Source organism: Sulfitobacter sp. KMM 9851, from assembly GCF_057178245.1.
The window spans coordinates 3,638,757-3,656,635 of record NZ_CM169991.1; the positions used below are offsets into that span (position 1 = coordinate 3,638,757).

Here is a 17,879-nt window from a genome sequence, read left to right on the forward strand (position 1 = left end):
ACTAGGTTACGGTTTGACGAAGGTTTTATTGCACGCCGCTTAATGTGTTACCAAATTTATAAAAACCTCCCGCTTTGGTAACATTAATATTGAAACGAATCGGCGCACCGTCTAGATAAACTGGAACAATAGGAGGTTTTCCATGCAGGCATTCATCTGCGACGCGCAGCGCACTCCCATCGGCCGCTACGGCGGCGCTTTGTCTTCGGTTCGTGCGGATGATCTGGCCGCGATCCCGATTGCGGCACTGATGGCGCGTAATGGGGATGTGGATTGGGCGCGTGTGGATGATGTGATCTTGGGCTGCGCCAATCAGGCGGGCGAGGATAACCGCAACGTGGCGCGTATGGCGGCACTGCTGGCCGGGTTGCCGGTGGATGTGCCGGGGGCGACGATCAACCGGTTGTGTGCGTCGGGCATGGATGCGGTGGGCGCTGCGGCGCGGGCCATTCGGGCGGGCGATATGGATCTGGCGATTGCCGGCGGCATTGAAAGCATGTCGCGGGCGCCGTTTGTGATGCCCAAGGCCGAAACCGCGTTTTCCCGCAGCAATACGGTTTATGACACCACCATCGGCTGGCGCTTTGTGAACCCCAAGATGAAGGCGAAATTTGGCGTCGATTCGATGCCTGAGACAGCGGATAACGTGGCCGAGGATCATGGCGTGTCGCGCGCGGATCAGGATGCTTTTGCCGCGCGCAGTCAGGCCCGATGGGCCGAGGCGGATGCATCGGGTATCTTTGCCGAGGAAATCACCCCCGTCACGATCCCACAGCGCAAGGGTGACGCGATTGTGGTGGACCGCGACGAACACCCACGCCCCGGCACGACGTTGGACGCACTGGGCAAGCTGCGCCCGATCAACGGGCCGGACCTGAGCGTGACAGCGGGCAATGCCTCGGGCGTGAACGACGGGGCGGCGGCGCTGCTGATCGCGTCGGAGGCTGGGGTGAAGGACCATGGGCTGACGCCGATTGCGCGGGTTGTCGCGATGTCTGCCGCGGGGGTTGAACCGCGGGTGATGGGCATTGGGCCAATTCCCGCCGTGCAAAAGGTGCTGGCGCGGGCGGGTCTGACCATCGACCAGATGGATGTGATAGAATTGAACGAAGCCTTTGCCAGCCAAGGGCTTGCCACGTTGCGTGCCTTGGGTGTGGCGGATGATGCGGCGCATGTGAACGCTAATGGCGGCGCGATTGCCATTGGGCATCCCTTGGGCATGTCCGGCGCACGGCTGGTGATGACGGCCGCCTTACAGCTACGGCGGACAGGCGGGCGGTATGCGCTATGTACGATGTGTGTGGGCGTGGGTCAGGGTGTGGCACTGATCCTCGAAAACGCAGGCTGATATTTCTTTTCTGAGAAAGGAACGGACCGATGTATGCACAGATGATCAAATCCACCGGCCAGGGCGTGAAATCGCTGGACGAGATGGAGCCCGAGGAACGCGCCTTTCAGGAGCGGATCAACGCGGGCGGCAAGATCGAGCCGAAAGACTGGATGCCGGACGGCTATCGCAAGAACCTGATCCGCCAGATCGGTCAGCACGCGCATTCCGAGATCGTCGGCCAACTGCCCGAAGGCAACTGGATCACCCGCGCGCCCACGTTGGAACGTAAGGCGATTCTGCTGGCCAAGGTGCAGGATGAGGCAGGGCATGGGTTGTACCTGTATTGTGCGGCGGAAACGCTGGGCGTGACCCGCGACCAAATGACCCGCGACCTGCTATCGGGCAAGATGAAATACAGCTCAATCTTCAATTATCCGACCCTAACATGGGCCGATATGGGCGCTGTTGGCTGGTTGGTCGATGGCGCGGCGATCATGAACCAAGTGCCGTTGCAGCGCACATCCTATGGGCCATACGCCCGTGCGATGGTGCGCATCTGCAAGGAGGAATCGTTCCACCAGCGGCAGGGTTTCGACATCATGATGAAGATGGCCAACGGCACCAAAGCGCAGCGCAAGATGGCGCAGGACGCGCTGAACCGCTTCTGGTTTCCGGCGCTGATGATGTTTGGCCCGTCAGACAAGGATTCGGTGCATTCGGCGCAGTCGATGGCGTGGAAGATCAAGATGAATTCCAACGACGAATTGCGCCAGAAGTTCGTTGATGAATGCGCCCCGCAGGCCGAATACCTTGGCCTGACGATCCCGGATGAAACGCTGAAGTTTGACGAAGAAACCGGGCATTACACCTTTGCAGAGCCTGATTGGGATGAATTCTTTGACGTGCTCAAGGGCAATGGCCCCTGCAACACGGAACGTCTGGCGGCGCGCAACAAGGCCTGGGATGACGGGCGTTGGGTGCGTGAGGGGCTCTTGGCCCACGCGGAGAAAAAGCGCAGCAGAAAAATGGCAGCGGAGTAAGCACAATGAGCAGCCCAGAATCCAGTGAATATGACGGCACCGAAGCAGCGCCGCACGGCAAGGCGCGCAGCACCGAATGGCCCCTGTGGGAGGTTTTTATCCGTGGTCAACACGGGCTAAGCCATCGCCATGTCGGCAGTCTGCACGCTGCGGACGCGGAAATGGCCATCAAGAACGCGCGGGATGTGTACACCCGCCGCAATGAGGGCGTGAGCATCTGGGCGGTTGAGGCAAGCAAGATTGCGGCCTCCTCGCCCGAGGAAAAAGGCGCGTTGTACGAGCCTGCCAATGACAAAGTGTACCGCCACCCGACGTTTTTCGATATTCCTGACGAAGTGGGGGCGATGTGAGCACGGCTACTGATCCCAAGTTCGAATTTCTGTGCCGCATGGGGGACAACTCCCTAGTGCTGGGCCACCGCGTATCGGAGTGGTGCGGCGTGTCGCCTGTACTGGAAGAAGACATCGCGCTGGCCAATGTGGCCCTGGACCTGATCGGGCAGACGCAGCTGTGGCTGGGTCTGGCGGGCGAGGTTGAAGGCGCGGGGCGCGACGCTGACAAGTTGGCGTTTCACCGCGATGTCTGGGATTTCCGCAATGTTTTGCTGGTGGAACAGCCCAACGGTGACTTTGGCCAGACCATGATGCGCCAGTTCTTGTTTGATGCTTGGCATTTGTCACAGTTGACGGCGCTAATTGAGTCTTCGGACGACCAGATTGCCGCGATTGCGGAGAAATCTGGCAAAGAGGTGACCTATCACCTCGAGCGGTCCACAGACACGGTGATTGGCCTTGGCGATGGTACCGAAGAAAGCCATGTGCGGATGCAAAACGCGCTGGATCTCTTGTGGCCTTATGTCGGCGAGATGTTCATCAGTGACGACGTGGATGCAGCGATGGTAGCGGCGGGCATTGCACCTGATCCGTCCAACCTGCGCGCGGGCTATGATCAATTGGTCGACAACGTGCTAAGCGCGGCCACCCTGAATAAGCCAGAAGATGATTTTGCGCATAAGGGTGGAAAATCCGGGGTGAGGCACAGTGAACATCTGGGGCATATGTTAACCCAGATGCAATGGCTGCAACGCGCCTATCCGGATGCCTCATGGTAATCGAAAGACCCACGTTAGAGACTGTTTGGATGTGGCTTAGCGCCGTTCCGGACCCGGAAATTCCGGTTATTTCTCTGACTGATCTCGGCATTATCCGCGACGTGGCATGGCAGGGTGATGTGCTGGAAGTGACGGTGACCCCGACGTATTCAGGCTGCCCCGCGACCAGCATCATCAATCTCGATATTGAAACCGCTTTGCGTGCCAAGGGGATCGAGAAACTGACCCTGAAGCGCCAGCTTTCGCCCGCCTGGACCACCGACTGGCTGTCGGATGCGGGCCGCACCAAGCTGGAGGCCTATGGCATTGCCCCGCCGCAGCCAGCGGGCGGACCGCAGCATTGCCCGCGCTGCCAATCGAATGATCTGGAAAAAATCAGCCAGTTCGGATCGACCCCTTGCAAGGCACAGTGGCGCTGCCGCGATTGCCTAGAACCCTTCGACTATTTCAAATGTATCTGAGGCCCCAATGAGCCAGTTTTTGCCCTTATTAGTGACTGATATCCACCACACCATCCGCGATGCCGTGGTGCTGACACTACAGCCGGAAGACCCGGCCGCCTTTGCCTTTACCCAAGGCCAGTACCTGACGTTTAAACAAGATTTCGATGGCACCGAGCTGCGCCGCAACTATTCGATCTGTGCGGGTCTTGACGATGGCGAACTAAAGGTTGGGATCAAACGCGTTGATGGCGGGGCTTTTTCTAGCTTTGCCAATACGCAGCTCAAGGTCGGGGATACGCTGCATGCGATGCCGCCGCAGGGCAAGTTTTTTACTGCGTTAGAGCCGGATATCGCTAAGAATTACCTTGGTTTTGCCGGGGGCTCCGGGATCACTCCCGTGCTGTCAATCTTGAAAACCGCGCTGAAGCGCGAGCCTAAATCAACCTTTACACTGGTCTATGCCAACCGCGCGGTGAACACGATCATGTTTCGCGAGGAGCTCGAAGACCTCAAGAACCATTACATGGGGCGGCTAACGGTCATTCATATTCTGGAATCCGGGCAAGACATGGAGCTGTTCGAAGGCCGGGTCGATCAGGCCAAATGCTCGGCGCTGTTCAAACACTGGATACAGGTGGAAAACATCACCACCGCATTTATCTGCGGACCGGAACCGATGATGCTGGCAATTGCGGATGCGTTGAAAACCCACGGGTTAGAGCCTGATCAGATCAAATTTGAATTGTTCAGCGAAAGCCAGCAAGGGCGTTTGGCGAAACAGGAAATGGCCAAACGCAGCGAAGGCCAAAGCGGCACAGACGTAACCGTTATCATCGACGGCGCGCGGCGCAGATTTACCATGCAAAAGGGCCAGTCGGTGCTGGAAGCAGCACTGGAAAACGGCCAGGATGCGCCGTTTGCCTGCAAGGCCGGGGTTTGTTCAACTTGCATGGGAAAAGTCATCGAGGGCGAGGTGGAAATGCTGAGCAATCACGCGCTGGAGGACTATGAGGTCGATCGGGGCTACGTCCTGACCTGCCAGAGTTACCCGCTGAGCGATAAACTGATCATCGACTACGACCACCACTAAGGAATCTGACATGCGCGATATTCACAGCTTTGCTGCAGGCGAATGGATTGCCCCCGGTGCGGGCGCCCGAAACATTGCCAGCGCAATCAACGGCGACGTGATCGCGCAGGCCGGCAACGACGCGCTGGATGTGCAGGCGATGCTCAGCTTTGCGCGCGATGTTGGCGGCCCTGCCCTGCGGGCGATGACGTTTCATGACCGCGCGCGCATGCTCAAGGCGCTGGCGCTGCATCTGCGCGAACACCGCCCGGCCCTGTATGATCTGAGCTATGACACAGGCGCGACCCTGTCTGATCATAAGATAGACGTGGACGGCGGGATTGGCACGATGTTGGTTTTCGCCTCCAAGGGGCGGCGCGAGATGCCTGATGCACATGTATTTCTTGATGGCCCGCCCGAGCAGCTGGGCCGCGAAGGGCAGTTTATGGGGCGGCACATTTGCACGCCACTTCAAGGGGTTGCGGTACATATCAACGCTTTCAACTTTCCGGTTTGGGGGATGTTGGAGAAATTGGCGCCAACCCTATTGGCAGGCGTGCCAGCGATCGTGAAACCGGCCACTGCCACCTGCTATGTCACCGAACACTGCGTGCGCTTGATGCTGGACAGCGGTTTGCTGCCCAAGGGCGCGCTGCAACTGGTCAGCGGTGGTTTGGGCGACATGCTGGATCATCTGGATTGTCAGGATGCAGTAGCCTTTACCGGGTCTGCCGACACGGCGCTAAAACTGAGGGCGAACCCGGTTTTGTTGCAAAACTCAGTGCGCTTCACGGCAGAACAGGACAGTTTGAATGCATCGGTTCTGGGGCCAGATGCAGTGCCGGGCACGCCGGAATTTGATCTGTTTGTCAAAGAGGTGCAGCGCGAGATGACTGCCAAGGCGGGCCAGAAATGCACCGCGATCCGCCGCATCATGGTACCGCAGGCGCAAGTCGATGCAGTGATTACAGCCCTCTCAGAGCGGCTCGGCAAAGTCACTATTGGCGATCCGCGCGCCAAGGAAACGGGCATGGGTGCGTTGGTGTCTGGCAGCCAGAAACGCGATGTGCTGGAAAAGGTCGCGCTGATGAGCGGCGAAGCAGAGCGCGTGTTCGGCAACCCCGATGATTTCACCGTGACCGGTGCTGACAAGGACAAAGGCGCGTTTTTGCCGCCGATGCTGTTTCACTGTGCCGATCCCGATGCGGCCCAGCGTGTACATGACACCGAAGCCTTTGGCCCCGTGTCGACGATCATGGCCTACCGTGATCTGCCCCATGCAGTTGATCTGCTCAACAAGGGCAAGGGGTCGCTGGTGGCGTCGGTCATTACCCATGACGGCGACGTGGCGCGCGAGATAGCGCTGGGTGCTGCGGCATTCCACGGGCGTCTGTATTTCAACAACCGCACCTCGATGGCCGAGGCAACGGGGCACGGATCGCCGCTGCCGCATATGGTGCATGGTGGGCCCGGGCGCGCCGGTGGCGGCGAAGAGTTGGGCGGCATCCGCGGCGTGATGCATTACATGCAGCGCACGGCAATTCAGGGTAGCCCAGACATCTTGACCGCGATTGGACAGCAGTGGGTGCCGGGCGCGCGCGAAATTTCAGACCGGGCGCATCCATTTACCCGCAGGTTTACCGACTTGGATTTGGGCGAGACATTCAATTCGCCCAGCCGCAAGGTGACTCTCGAGGATATCGAGACATTTGCCCATTTCACGGGCGATACGTTTTACGCGCATATGGATGACGCCGCCGCAAAGGCAAATCCGTTTTTCCCAGGCCGCGTGGCGCATGGCTATCTGCTGCTCAGTTTCGCGGCAGGCCTGTTTGTGCAACCCGATCCCGGCCCCGTGCTGGCCAATACCGGGCTTGATAACCTGCGGTTCCTCGAACCTGTATCGGCGGGCGACAGCATCAAGGTGCGCCTAAGCGTAAAACACAAAACCCCACGCAATGAGGAATACGGCGAGGTGCGCTGGCACGTAACGCTGACCAATCAAAATGACGCGGCGGTGGCAGAATACGAACTGCTGACGATGAATGCGGTCTGAGGGCTTCACCCCGTCGACAACGGCGCTGGCCGCGCTTGGCGGGCAGCGGGTCTGGTCGCTGATGATTAGCCTGTTTGGCGATTTGGCGCAGGGCAGTGGCGATGCCATCGACGGGCCGGTTCTGTCGACGATCATGACCGCCCTTGATGTCCGGCCCGAAGCGACCCGCGTGGCCCTGCACCGCCTGCGAAATGATGGCTGGTTGCAGTCCCGGAAGTCGGGGCGGATCAGCCAGCACAGTCTAACGCCAAAAGGTCGGCAGGAAAGCGCTGCCGCCAGCCCGCGCATCTACGCCGCTGTCCCAAATCTGAACGAGGCTTGGCAATTGGTGCTGACCGAAGACGCCTCAACCGAAATGGACAGCGTGGTCAAGGCGGCGGGCTTTACTGGCCTGCTGCCGCGCACCTATGTCGGCCCGGCAACGGCCACAGCGCCGACAAATAGCCTGAGCCTGCCCGGCGGCACCCCTCCGGATTGGCTGCGCAACGCGGTCGAACCTGCGGGCTTGGCAGAGGATTATGCCGCATTGCTGGATGCGCTGACCACCCTGCGTGCCGATCTGCCCGGCCCAGACGATCTGTCACCGCTGGACATCGCCGTGCTGCGTTGCCTGATTGTGCACAATTGGCGGCGGCTGGTCCTGAAACACGCCGCGTTGCCCGGCGGGCTGATCCGCGCCGATTGGCCGGGGTATCAATGCCACGTCTTGGTGGACGACATGCTGGCCCATTATCCGCGCCCCGCCCTGCATGATGTCAGCGCTGCGCAATCGGGCTAGGTCGCTTTGCTTTTTCGGGCTTCAAATACCCTCGGGGTTTGGGGCAGCGCCCCAAGGCGCGCGCCAAGCGCGCCAAAACCGCCGCTTTCCCAATGCACACAAGCGCGATATAGATTGCGCCATGACCAATTATCTTTATCAAAATGACCTGCCTGATGGTCTGGACCTTGGTCCAAATGTCGCGATTGATTGCGAAACCATGGGGCTGCATCCACACCGCGACCGGCTGTGTGTCGTGCAATTGTCGGGCGGTGACGGCAATGCCCATCTCGTGCAGATTGCCAGAGGCCAGACCGAGGCACCAAACCTTCGCGCCTTGCTCGAAAACCCACATGTGCTAAAGCTCTTTCACTTTGGCCGCTTTGACATCGCCGCGATGCTGAATGCCTTTGGTGCGGTCGCCGCCCCTGTCTATTGCACCAAGATCGCAAGTCGCCTGATCCGCACCTACACGGACCGGCACGGGTTGGCCAAGCTCTTGCAAGAATTGCTGGGCGTCGACATTTCAAAGCAACAGCAATCCAGCGACTGGGGCGCCGAAAAGCTGAGCGAGGCGCAGATCGAATATGCGGCGTCGGATGTGCTGTATCTACACCGCCTGCGCGACGAATTAAACAAACGGCTTTTGCGTGAGGGGCGGATGGACATGGCGCAGGCCTGTTTCGATTTCCTGCCAATGCGCGCCCGCCTTGATTTGGAGGGGTGGCCGGAGACGGACATCTTTGCTCACACATGAACACACCATTCTTAGATACCGCACGGCGGGTGATCCGTACCGAAGCAGAGGCCCTGAATGCCCTGGCCGACAGTCTGGATACACGGTTTCGCGATGCCATCGACCTGATGAAAGCCACAACCGGACGCGTGATCGTCACCGGCATCGGCAAATCGGGGCATATCGCCAACAAGATCGCTGCCACACTGGCCAGCACCGGAACACCGGCGCAGTTCGTGCATCCGGCAGAGGCCAGTCATGGCGATCTGGGCATGATCACCGGGGCCGATGTGGTGCTGGCGATTTCCAACTCGGGCGAGGCGCCCGAACTGGCCAACCTGATTGCCTATTCGCGACGCTATGCCATTCCGCTGATCGGCATAACCAGCCGTTCAGACAGCAGCCTGGGTCGGCACAGCGACGTCGTGCTGGAACTGCCCCGACTGGGCGAGGCCTGCGGCACCGGCGTGGTGCCGACCACCTCGACGACCATGACATTGGCGATGGGCGATGCGCTGGCGGTGGCATTGATGGAAAACCGGGCCTTCACAGCCGAGCATTTCCGCGATTTCCACCCCGGCGGCAAGCTGGGCGCGCGGTTAAGTCGGGTGTCCGACTTGATGCACTCAGGCGACGCATTGCCCCTCGTCGGTGCCGAGGCGAGCATGGGCGAAGCACTGAGCGAGATCAGCCGCAAAGGTTTTGGCGTGGTCTGTGTTGCCGACGAAAGCGGCGCACTGGCCGGGATCATCACCATGGGCGATCTGGGGCGCCATATGGATGGGCTTATGTCGATGACGGCCCGCGAGGTAATGACGCCGCAGCCGATCACCATCGCCCAAGACGCGCTGGCCGAAAAGGCCGTGGGCATCATGAACGGGCGCAAGATTACCTGTCTGATCGTGGTTGACCCCGCAGCACCCACAGCGCCGCTGGGCATTTTGCACATCCATGACTGCCTGCGCGTCGGTCTGGGGTAGCGTGATGCAGGCAGATCGCTATTCGAGGATGGTATCCTTGCTCAAGGTGGTTTTCCCTCTAATGGCGCTGGGGCTGCTGTCGACGCTGTTCCTGCTGTCTCGGGTGATTGATCCGGGCGCGACAATCCCCTTTGCTGACAAGGATATCCAGGATCGGCTGCGCAATCAGCAGGTCACCGGCCCGTTCTTTTCCGGCACCACGGCCGATGGCGATCTGATTTCCTTTTCCGCCGATGCCTTGACCACGCCCAAAGGACAAACCGACGGGAACGAGGCGATCGAGGTGCGCGCCGAGCTTGACCTAAAGGACGGCGCACGGATCACATTGCAATCCGACAACGCGCGGTTCGACCTGGCGGCGGATCTTGCGGAACTGACAGGCGATGTGCGCATCAACACCGACAGCGGCTATCGCATTATCTCTGATCTGCTGAAGTCAGAGATGGCAGATTTCAACCTTCAGTCCCCCGGCCCCGTCGAGGCCTCCGGCCCACCCGGTACGTTGACCGCAGGCAGTATGTCTATCGTCGATCCTGAGGGTGCGGATGGCCCCCAATTGATTTTCACAAATGGCGTGAAGCTGGTATATACGCCCAATACAACAGAAGAGTAATCGTCTTGAGACATTTGCGAGTTTTGCTGCTGCCGCTATTTCTGGCCGTTCAAACCCTTCCCGGGTTCGCGCAGAGCGCGAATGTAGCTTTTGGTACCATCAAACAAGATACCAGCCTGCCGGTTGAGATCACAGCAGACGACCTGACCGTCGATAATGCCTCGGGGACAGCGGTTTTCACTGGAAATGTCTTGATCGGGCAGGGTGAAATGCGCCTTACCGCGGCACGCGTTCAGGTTGTTTATCGCGCCGAGAACAAGGGCATCGCCCGGCTGGAGGCCACCGGTGGCGTAACACTGGTATCCGGCCCGGACGCGGCCGAATCAGAGCGTGCGGATTACAACATTGATGATGGGGCCATCGTGATGTCGGGCAATGTTTTGCTGACGCAGGGTGCCAGCGCATTAAGCGCGGACCGCATGACGGTGCAATTGTCTGACGGGACCGCCCAGATGTCGGGCCGGGTAAAAACTATTCTGCAGACAGGCAGCAATAACTGATGCCCCCCCCTGATCTAAAGGTGGCCGAAGGCATGTCGGGACTGCGCATCGAACATCTGCGCAAATCCTACCGCAAAAAGACCGTGATCCGCGATTTTTCCATGCATCTGGAACGGGGCGAAGTCGTCGCCCTGCTGGGGCCAAACGGGTCAGGCAAGACCACAACATTCTATGCGGTGGCCGGTCTGGTCACGCCAGAAGGCGGCACCGTGACAGTTGACGGCAAGGACGTGACGACCCTGCCGATGTACCGCCGTGCCCAGCTTGGCATCGGGTATCTGCCGCAGGAGATGAGCATCTTTCGCGGCTTGTCGGTGCAGGACAACATCAGCGCCATCCTGGATATCAGCGTTGCGCGTCGACACAAGCGGCGTGAGCGGCTGGAGGAACTGCTGTCGGAGTTTTCGATCGAACACCTGCGCCGCGCACCCGCGCTGGCCCTGTCGGGCGGCGAACGGCGGCGGGTGGAAATTGCGCGCTGTCTGGCTGCCAATCCGAACTATCTGCTGCTGGACGAACCCTTTGCCGGGGTCGATCCCATTTCGGTCGGCGACATCCGGCATCTGGTTTCCGACCTCAAGACGCGCGGCATCGGTGTGTTGATCACAGACCATAACGTACGGGAAACATTGGAAATTGTCGACCGGGCCTATATCCTCCACGAGGGCAAGGTACTGATGTCGGGCACCCCATCCGAAGTAGTTCAAAACGAAAACGTGCGCCGCGTCTATCTCGGCGATAATTTTCGTATCTCCTGACCAATCGGTCAGATTGCGCCCATTTTCCCGCCAGCACGGTTGAACGTACCATTGACTTTCAACCGGAATCGCGGCCTCATTGAGCCATGGTAACACCGCGTTCCTGCTTGATCCCGCACCAGCCTTCACGCCAAGGCATGGTTAAAATCATCCCGAACGCAGCGCCATATTCCCGCATCTGAGCGCCCCTGACGTCCACAGCCGTGGACCGTTTGGCGACGCTCAGACCTACAATAACAAGGAGACAATATGCGGTACCAAATCAGCGGCAAGCAGATCGACATTGGAGAAGCGCTTCAGACTCATGTGAAGACAGAGCTGGGCGAGGCAGTCAAAAAATATGCCGAACGTCCAATTGACGCGCAGGTTATATTTTCAAAGTCGGCACATGAATTTGTCTGTGAGGCGACCGTACATCTTTCCACCGGATTGACGGCCTCGGCAAAGGCCCATGCCACTGAAATCTATGCCGCCTTCGATTCATGCTGCGAAAAGATGGAAAAGCAGTTGCGCCGATACAAGCGTCGGTTGAAAGATCACCATAAAGATCGTTCCGAACCGGTTGAACTTCTGGGCGCATCCTCCTATATCCTCGCGTCAGACAGTGATTCAGACGCGCAGGAACCTGACAGCCTCCAACCCATGATCATCGCCGAAATGCAGACCAAGATTGCAACCTTGTCTGTCGGTGAAGCGGTTATGCATATGGAACTGGCAGGAGCCCCGGTGCTGGTGTTTCGCAAGGAAGGCAAGGAAGGGCTGAACGTCGTTTACCGCCGCGAGGATGGGAACATCGGCTGGATCGACCCTTCGTAACCCAAGGCGGACATAGTCCGCATAAAGAGCAGAGCGAGCGGAATGGATTTTGCCAAACTCCTCAAGCCGGAGGCCGTCAAGGTATTGACGTCGGCCTCCAGCAAGAAGCGTCTGATGCAGGATATCGGAGAACTGGTGCATCAGGCCTACGGCTTGCCCGCAGGGCAGGTTGTTGACGCTCTACTGACGCGCGAGGCCCTGGGGCCGACGGGTGTGGGCCACGGTGTGGCCCTGCCCCACGCCCGCGTGGACGGCATCGAGGAAGTGGTCGGTGCATTTGTCCTTTTGGACAAGCCGATTGATTTTTCTTCGGTGGATCGGCAGCCTGTCGATATCGCCTTTGCGCTTTTTGCGCCCGAAGATGCCGGGGTGGAACACCTCAAGGCGCTGGCGCTGGTCGCGCGGACGCTGCGGGATGCCAGCATCTGCACCAAGCTGCGGTCCAACCCAGACCCGGCCACACTGTTCACGATCCTGACCGAAGACAAGGCCGTAAAGGCCGCCTAGGCGGTCGGCCAAAGGTCAGGCCGTGATGGCATCGCCCTTTGCGGCTTGGTGACGCGTTGCCTTCTTTTCACCCAGCATCAGCATGGCGGGCGTTACGATCAGCGTCAGTACCGTCGCGATTATCAGCCCGCCCGCAATTGCCGAGCTAAGTTCGGTCCACCACTGCGTCGACGGCGCGCCATAGACCACTTCGCGCGTGAAGAAGTTAATGTTTAGGCCGATCACCATCGGCATCAGACCCAGCGCCGTGGTGACTGACGTCAGCACGACGGGCCGAAGACGCTGGGCGCCGGTCCGCAGGGCCGATTCCAGAGGCGACAGACCTGCTTTCTTTAGGTCGTTGTAAGTGTCGATTAGCACGATGTTGTTGTTCACAACGATACCCGCCAGGGCGATCACACCGATGCCGCCCATGACCACGCCAAAGGGCCGCCCGGTGACCATCAGGCCAAACAACACCCCAGCAATCGAAAATACGATGGCCGACATCACGACGAACGCCTGATAGAAATTGTTGAACTGGATCACTAGGATTACGAACATCAGCAGGATCGCGGTTAGAAACGCCCCGGCGAGAAAGATCATCGAATCCTGCTGGTCCTCGGCCTCGCCTGCAAAGGTGGCCTCGACACCTACGGGCAGGTCCATCGCGTCGATGGCGCTGCGCAGTGCGACGGTCTGATCGTTTACCAGCACCCCCGGCGCCACATTTGATTCAATGGTGATGACACGGCGCTGGTCGACGCGGGTGATAGTCCCGGACCGGGGGCTTGGCTCGAACGTCACGAAATTGGCGATCGGCACCAGCCCGGATTCAGTCGGCACGCGCAGGGATTGCAGCTCTTCCAGGGTGCGTTCATTGGACGGAAAGCGCACATTGATGTCGACAGAACCTTCGGCATCGTCGGGACGGTAATCGGCCACAGTAATGCCGCGCGTCAGCAGTTGCACTGCCTGACCCAACGTCGAGATATCAGCGCCAAAGCGGGCGGCCTCGGATCGGTTAACGGCGATACGCCATTCGACACCCGGCAAGGGGCGGCTGTCGGTCACATCGGTAAAGCCGCCGATGTCATCCATCGCCGCACGGATTTGCGTGACGGCTTTGGCCTGTTCGGCCGGGTTGCGGGCGCGTACGCGCAGGGTGACGGGTTTGCCCGCTGATGGCCCCTCGGATGCTGTTTGGACCTGCACGTCGATACCGGGGATCTGTGCCATCTGGGCGCGGATTTCATTGCCGATCACAGCGGCGGTGCGGCGGGTGTCCCAATCGGTGAATTCGACCTGAATCGTCCCGATCAGATCGGCGCTGTCCTGATTATTGCTGCCAGTACGGGCATAAACACTGGCGATCTCGGGATAGTCAAACAACCGTTCTTCGACCTTGCGCACCAATGCGTCCTTTTCAAAGATCGAAAAGTTGTCGCGGGCGCGCACCTGCACTTGTGCAAAATCAGGCTCTACTTCGGGGAAAAAGGTGATGCCGTTGCCAAATTGACCGTAGGCCGTAAATCCCGCGAGCAAAAAGGCGATCGCGCAGGTCAGTGTGATCCATGGGCGCAGGATCGCGAATTGCAGCAGTTTGACATAGCGCCCGGTAAAGCCCCCCAGATCACGCGGATCGCCATTTTCGGCGGCGTGCAATGTCGCCTTGTCCTTGGCTGTCTGGGGTGGGCGTTTGCCGATGATGCCACCGACAACAGGAATAAATACCAGCGCCATGAAAAGGGACGCCGTGAGCGTAAGGATCACTGTGATGGGCAGGAATTTCATGAACTCACCGACCGTGCCCTCCCAGAACAGCAGAGGGAGGAACACCGATAGAGTGGTGGCTGTAGAGGCGATGATCGGCCACGCCATGCGCTTGGCCGCATGAGCATACGCCACTTTGGGTGCGTCACCCTCTTGCAACCGGCGATCAGCCAGTTCGGTTGTCACAATCGCCCCGTCGACCAGCATCCCCACTACGAGGATAAGCGAAAACAGCACGACGAGGTTCATGGTAAAGCCCATCGCCCAAAGTGCTGTGACCCCGGCCAGGAACGCCCCCGGTATCGCCAACCCCACCAGCAGCGCCGACCGCACCCCCAGCGCCCAGACGATAACCACCATCACGAGGATCACGGCGGCAATCACATTGGCCTCAAGATCAGACAACATGTCTTCGACCTGTTCGGATTCGTCCTGCGTGTAGTTTACCGTCACGCTCTGCGGCCAGTCGGCGCGCATTTCTTCGATCAGGGCGCGAACGGTGGCGACGGTTTCGATGATATTGGCACCGGAGCGTTTCTTGATTTCAAGCGCCAGTGCAGGCTGACCGTCGATGCGGGCAAACCCGGTGGGGTCTTCGAACGTGCGGCGGATGGTGGCAACGTCGGCAAAGGTGACCACGGTGTCACCGCGTACCTTGATCGGGAGCGACATTACATCTTCGATGTCTTCGATAAGACCCGGCACCTTTAGGACAATACGCCCAGCACCGTTTTCGATGGCACCCGCCGCAATCAAGCGATTGTTACGTGTGATCTGGCCGATCAGCTCTTCAAAGGAGATGTTGTAGGTCTCGAATACTGTCGGGTCGATCAGCACTTCCATCAGTTCAGTGCGTTCACCGCCGACATCGACCTCAAGCACGCCTGCCAGACCTTCGATTTCATCCTTCAGATCTTTAGCGATGGTATTAAGCGCGCGTTCCGGCACAGGGCCGGACAAGATCGCCGTCAGAATTGGAAACAGCGCCGTGTTGATTTCCGTCACAACCGGGTCCGACGCGTCTTCGGGCAGATCGGATTTAGCCCGGTCCACGCCCTCGCGCACTTTATCGAGCGCCTGATCAGCGTCAAAGCCCGGTTCAAATTCTAACTGGACCGACGCGTATCCTTCACCCGCGTTGCCTGTGACCTGTTTCAGTCCGGTAATAGCGCTGAGTTCGGTTTCCAATGGCTCGACCAGCAGGCGTTCGCTGTCTTCGGGGGAAATACCGTCCAGGGTGGTGGACACATATAGCACCGGGATCGGAATCTCGGGCGAGCTTTCCTTGGGGATGCTGATGTATGCAAAGGCGCCAACGGCAAGGATCATCACCAACGCCATCACCACGACGCGCGTCCGGTCAAAGGCGGCCTCGATAAGTCCGTTCATTTGTCTGCCTCGGATTTGGCGACGTCGTCCTGTTCTATGATCTGGCCTGTGCCCTGAGAGGGGTCATCGACCTCGGGGACACCCGCCGCCACTTCATCGGCCCGCGGCGCATCTGCGGCGTCCTCGGGCTGTGGGTTGACCACTTCGCCGTTGTTCACGAAACCCTGCCCGATGGTGATGATCCGCGCGCTTTCGGGCAATCCAGAGACCCAGATGCCATCGGTTTGGGCACGTACGATGCCAATTGCATTAAAGACCACTGTGTTTTCTTCATTCACGGTCTTGATGCCCAGAGTTCCGTCAGTGCCAAGCGACAAAATTGCTGGCGATACAAAATGAGCCTGCACTTCGCCGGTGGGGATACGCACCTGTGCGCTGATCCCGGCAGGGATGGCAGCATCGGCGTTATCAACCGTAATTTCGGCCTCAAACGTGCGGGTTTCGGCGCTGGCGCTGGTGCTGACAAACTGGACTTTTCCGGTGGCCTCGGCCCCAGTGATAAAGTCGACGCTGGCCTGCTGGCCTACCTTGACGTCACGTAGCGACTGCTGCGGAATCTGCACGCTGATGGTCAGTGGTGTGTTGTCGACCAGCCGGGCCACTTCCGCGCCCATCGAAACAAATTCGCCCGCGTCAATGTCGAGCGTTTCAAGACGACCCGCAAAGGGGGCGCGAATGTCGGCGTCCTGAATGGCTTGCTGTGCCGTGGCCAGTGATGCCTCGGCAGCGGCGAGCGTGGCGCGCGCTTGGCTCACGCGGTCCACAGTGGAAACGCCCCGCGACAACAGTGCTTCAGCATTGTCGTATTCACGTTGCGCGCGGCTCAGCTCGGCCTCGGCGCGGGTCAGGTCGGACTGGCGGGTGGCGATATCAAGGCGGGCAATGACGTCTCCCGCTTTGACGTCCGCGCCCTTCTTGACCAACACCTCGGCAACTTCGCCACCGGTTTCGGCGCGGATCATCGTATCGCGGTCTGGCAAAGCCTGCCCTTCGGCGACGAACACCTGTGTCACCACCTCGGCGGTGGAGGGGCGCACGGCAACGGTGACAACTTTGGCTGCGGTAGCTTTTTTGGCGGGAGCCACGCCGTCATCGCTTGGCAGGATCAGGCCGCTGCCCATCCACGCCAGAATAACCAGCACCAACCCACCCGCGATGAACTTGGACCGGGCCGAGCCTGCATCGCTGTCAAATGTCAGCGGCTGGCGCCGGTCGCGAGGGGTATCATTCATCATCAAACTCCGCGGCCATCGGGAAATCACACCGGCCAGAACGGCAAGTGGTGCATATCTCTTGCTATACTAAGCTGGCTCAAAATAGGGCCGTTGCATATGCTACAAGAGCCGGCTTGGCGCACCTCCGGCTCGGAGCGAACCTATGTACGCTTCTCGAACTGTCAAGACAGCGCGAGATCCCCAAAAAGGTTACGCAACGGAAGGTAGACGGGCAGTGGTGCTATTTCAAACCGTTGCGCGCGATATAGCTGGCCAGATCAAGGATCAACTGACCGCGCGCTGCCGCAATGGCATTGGGCCCGCCTTTAGGGTCAAAGGCAACCTTGAGGTCAAACAGCCCAGAGCGTTCCGCCCGACCGTCCCGCACCGCGACAAAATACTGCCCCGACGTACGGAATTCACCCGCCTTGGTCGCCAACAGTTCGGCAAAGCGCACTTCGAGCCGCGCATCAGCAAAAGCCTCGAACGGCCAAGGCTCGGACGCGATCCGCCGCCCGGTCATCCGTGCAAGGTTCTGGCTCAGTTCCAGCGCGACGGCACGTTCGGGGGCGTCGGCCCACAGGACACTTTTGGAGCTGATGAGCGTCCCGTCGTCCTCCTGGGTCGAAATCTCATCCGCAGCGGCGTAGCTGGGCAGAGAGACATCGCGCACCTCAACCGCACTGAAAGCGATGTTGATCTTTTCGGTCACCACTGGTGGGCGGACGGCAAAGCGTTCGGCGCTGCCACAGGCGGCCAGCAGAAGGACCGTTCCCAGTATCGCGATACGTTGTGTGTAGGCCATGTA

General features: G+C 59.4%; 18 protein-coding genes. 15 read left to right on the plus strand and 3 right to left on the minus strand.

From position 1 onward, the window contains the following. Positions 1-142: 142 nt before the first annotated feature. The 15 genes from pcaF to AC1965_RS18085 all read left to right on the plus strand — a co-directional run bounded on the left by pcaF (position 143) and on the right by AC1965_RS18085 (position 12,716). Positions 143-1,348, plus strand: coding sequence for a 3-oxoadipyl-CoA thiolase (gene pcaF / locus AC1965_RS18015; RefSeq protein ID WP_483885204.1), 1,206 nt, complete (start codon positions 143-145; stop codon positions 1,346-1,348). 29 nt (positions 1,349-1,377) lie between these two features. Continuing rightward, positions 1,378-2,370: a 1,2-phenylacetyl-CoA epoxidase subunit PaaA gene (gene paaA / locus AC1965_RS18020; RefSeq protein ID WP_483885205.1), complete on the plus strand. Its 993-nt coding sequence runs from the start codon at positions 1,378-1,380 to the stop codon at positions 2,368-2,370. A 5-nt stretch (positions 2,371-2,375) separates the two neighbouring features. Then, on the plus strand, positions 2,376-2,720 hold the full coding sequence (paaB, locus tag AC1965_RS18025) for a 1,2-phenylacetyl-CoA epoxidase subunit PaaB (RefSeq protein ID WP_483885206.1): 345 nt from the start codon (positions 2,376-2,378) through the stop codon (positions 2,718-2,720). A 38-nt stretch (positions 2,721-2,758) separates the two neighbouring features. Beyond that, complete coding sequence (gene paaC / locus AC1965_RS18030; RefSeq protein WP_483887081.1) at positions 2,759-3,481, plus strand: 1,2-phenylacetyl-CoA epoxidase subunit PaaC; 723 nt, start codon at positions 2,759-2,761, stop codon at positions 3,479-3,481. Beyond that, positions 3,475-3,942, plus strand: coding sequence for a 1,2-phenylacetyl-CoA epoxidase subunit PaaD (gene paaD, locus AC1965_RS18035; protein ID WP_483885207.1), 468 nt, complete (start codon positions 3,475-3,477; stop codon positions 3,940-3,942). The genes paaC and paaD overlap by 7 nt, the downstream gene beginning before the upstream one ends. Positions 3,943-3,949: 7 nt before the next feature. Then, positions 3,950-5,014, plus strand: coding sequence for a 2Fe-2S iron-sulfur cluster-binding protein (locus AC1965_RS18040; protein WP_483885208.1), 1,065 nt, complete (start codon positions 3,950-3,952; stop codon positions 5,012-5,014). A 10-nt stretch (positions 5,015-5,024) separates the two neighbouring features. Further along, entirely contained in the window at positions 5,025-7,049 is a 2,025-nt protein-coding gene (gene paaZ, locus AC1965_RS18045) for a phenylacetic acid degradation bifunctional protein PaaZ (RefSeq protein WP_483885209.1), read from the plus strand. Continuing rightward, positions 7,039-7,827 carry a PaaX family transcriptional regulator C-terminal domain-containing protein gene (locus AC1965_RS18050; protein WP_483885210.1) on the plus strand — a complete coding sequence of 263 codons (789 nt, stop codon included), beginning with the start codon at positions 7,039-7,041 and terminating at the stop codon, positions 7,825-7,827. Before paaZ ends, AC1965_RS18050 begins: the two co-directional genes overlap by 11 nt. Before the next feature lie 121 nt (positions 7,828-7,948). Next, the gene (locus AC1965_RS18055) at positions 7,949-8,563 is read left to right on the plus strand and encodes a ribonuclease D (RefSeq protein WP_483885211.1); all 615 of its coding nucleotides are present in this window, start codon (positions 7,949-7,951) and stop codon (positions 8,561-8,563) included. Then, positions 8,560-9,522 carry a KpsF/GutQ family sugar-phosphate isomerase gene (locus tag AC1965_RS18060; RefSeq protein WP_483885212.1) on the plus strand — a complete coding sequence of 321 codons (963 nt, stop codon included), beginning with the start codon at positions 8,560-8,562 and terminating at the stop codon, positions 9,520-9,522. Before AC1965_RS18055 ends, AC1965_RS18060 begins: the two co-directional genes overlap by 4 nt. Beyond that, positions 9,494-10,135: a hypothetical protein gene (locus AC1965_RS18065; protein ID WP_483885213.1), complete on the plus strand. Its 642-nt coding sequence runs from the start codon at positions 9,494-9,496 to the stop codon at positions 10,133-10,135. The genes AC1965_RS18060 and AC1965_RS18065 overlap by 29 nt, the downstream gene beginning before the upstream one ends. 5 nt (positions 10,136-10,140) lie before the next feature. Next, positions 10,141-10,635 (plus strand): lipopolysaccharide transport periplasmic protein LptA, encoded by a 495-nt coding sequence (gene lptA, locus AC1965_RS18070; protein WP_483885214.1) that lies wholly within the window; start codon positions 10,141-10,143, stop codon positions 10,633-10,635. Beyond that, entirely contained in the window at positions 10,635-11,393 is a 759-nt protein-coding gene (lptB, locus tag AC1965_RS18075) for an LPS export ABC transporter ATP-binding protein (protein WP_483885215.1), read from the plus strand. Before lptA ends, lptB begins: the two co-directional genes overlap by 1 nt. A gap of 249 nt (positions 11,394-11,642) precedes the next feature. Continuing rightward, complete coding sequence (gene hpf, locus AC1965_RS18080; protein ID WP_483885216.1) at positions 11,643-12,209, plus strand: ribosome hibernation-promoting factor, HPF/YfiA family; 567 nt, start codon at positions 11,643-11,645, stop codon at positions 12,207-12,209. Between the two features lie 42 nt (positions 12,210-12,251). Beyond that, positions 12,252-12,716, plus strand: coding sequence for a PTS sugar transporter subunit IIA (locus AC1965_RS18085; RefSeq protein WP_483885217.1), 465 nt, complete (start codon positions 12,252-12,254; stop codon positions 12,714-12,716). A gap of 15 nt (positions 12,717-12,731) precedes the next feature. Here the strand turns inward: AC1965_RS18085 and AC1965_RS18090 are convergent, their stop codons facing one another. The 3 genes from AC1965_RS18090 to AC1965_RS18100 form a co-directional block, all read right to left on the minus strand. After that, on the minus strand, positions 12,732-15,857 hold the full coding sequence (locus tag AC1965_RS18090; protein WP_483885218.1) for an efflux RND transporter permease subunit: 3,126 nt from the start codon (positions 15,855-15,857) through the stop codon (positions 12,732-12,734). Next, a complete protein-coding gene (locus AC1965_RS18095) occupies positions 15,854-17,092 on the minus strand; it encodes an efflux RND transporter periplasmic adaptor subunit (RefSeq protein WP_483885219.1) in 1,239 nt (412 codons plus the stop codon). The genes AC1965_RS18090 and AC1965_RS18095 overlap by 4 nt, the downstream gene beginning before the upstream one ends. Positions 17,093-17,312: 220 nt before the next feature. Further along, positions 17,313-17,876: a PqiC family protein gene (locus tag AC1965_RS18100; protein WP_483885220.1), complete on the minus strand. Its 564-nt coding sequence runs from the start codon at positions 17,874-17,876 to the stop codon at positions 17,313-17,315. Positions 17,877-17,879: the final 3 nt, after the last annotated feature.

Coding starts and splice junctions, on each gene's coding strand:
- paaD (WP_483885207.1), top strand. CDS start 3,475: ATGGTAATCGAAAGACCCACGTTAGAGACTGTTTGGATGTGGCTTAGC.
- lptB (WP_483885215.1), top strand. CDS start 10,635: ATGCCCCCCCCTGATCTAAAGGTGGCCGAAGGCATGTCGGGACTGCGC.
- hpf (WP_483885216.1), top strand. CDS start 11,643: ATGCGGTACCAAATCAGCGGCAAGCAGATCGACATTGGAGAAGCGCTT.
- AC1965_RS18040 (WP_483885208.1), top strand. CDS start 3,950: ATGAGCCAGTTTTTGCCCTTATTAGTGACTGATATCCACCACACCATC.
- AC1965_RS18060 (WP_483885212.1), top strand. CDS start 8,560: ATGAACACACCATTCTTAGATACCGCACGGCGGGTGATCCGTACCGAA.
- AC1965_RS18085 (WP_483885217.1), top strand. CDS start 12,252: ATGGATTTTGCCAAACTCCTCAAGCCGGAGGCCGTCAAGGTATTGACG.
- AC1965_RS18050 (WP_483885210.1), top strand. CDS start 7,039: ATGCGGTCTGAGGGCTTCACCCCGTCGACAACGGCGCTGGCCGCGCTT.
- paaA (WP_483885205.1), top strand. CDS start 1,378: ATGTATGCACAGATGATCAAATCCACCGGCCAGGGCGTGAAATCGCTG.
- AC1965_RS18090 (WP_483885218.1), bottom strand. CDS start 15,857: ATGAACGGACTTATCGAGGCCGCCTTTGACCGGACGCGCGTCGTGGTG.
- paaB (WP_483885206.1), top strand. CDS start 2,376: ATGAGCAGCCCAGAATCCAGTGAATATGACGGCACCGAAGCAGCGCCG.
- paaZ (WP_483885209.1), top strand. CDS start 5,025: ATGCGCGATATTCACAGCTTTGCTGCAGGCGAATGGATTGCCCCCGGT.
- AC1965_RS18055 (WP_483885211.1), top strand. CDS start 7,949: ATGACCAATTATCTTTATCAAAATGACCTGCCTGATGGTCTGGACCTT.
- pcaF (WP_483885204.1), top strand. CDS start 143: ATGCAGGCATTCATCTGCGACGCGCAGCGCACTCCCATCGGCCGCTAC.
- paaC (WP_483887081.1), top strand. CDS start 2,759: ATGGGGGACAACTCCCTAGTGCTGGGCCACCGCGTATCGGAGTGGTGC.
- AC1965_RS18100 (WP_483885220.1), bottom strand. CDS start 17,876: ATGGCCTACACACAACGTATCGCGATACTGGGAACGGTCCTTCTGCTG.
- AC1965_RS18095 (WP_483885219.1), bottom strand. CDS start 17,092: ATGATGAATGATACCCCTCGCGACCGGCGCCAGCCGCTGACATTTGAC.
- AC1965_RS18065 (WP_483885213.1), top strand. CDS start 9,494: ATGACTGCCTGCGCGTCGGTCTGGGGTAGCGTGATGCAGGCAGATCGC.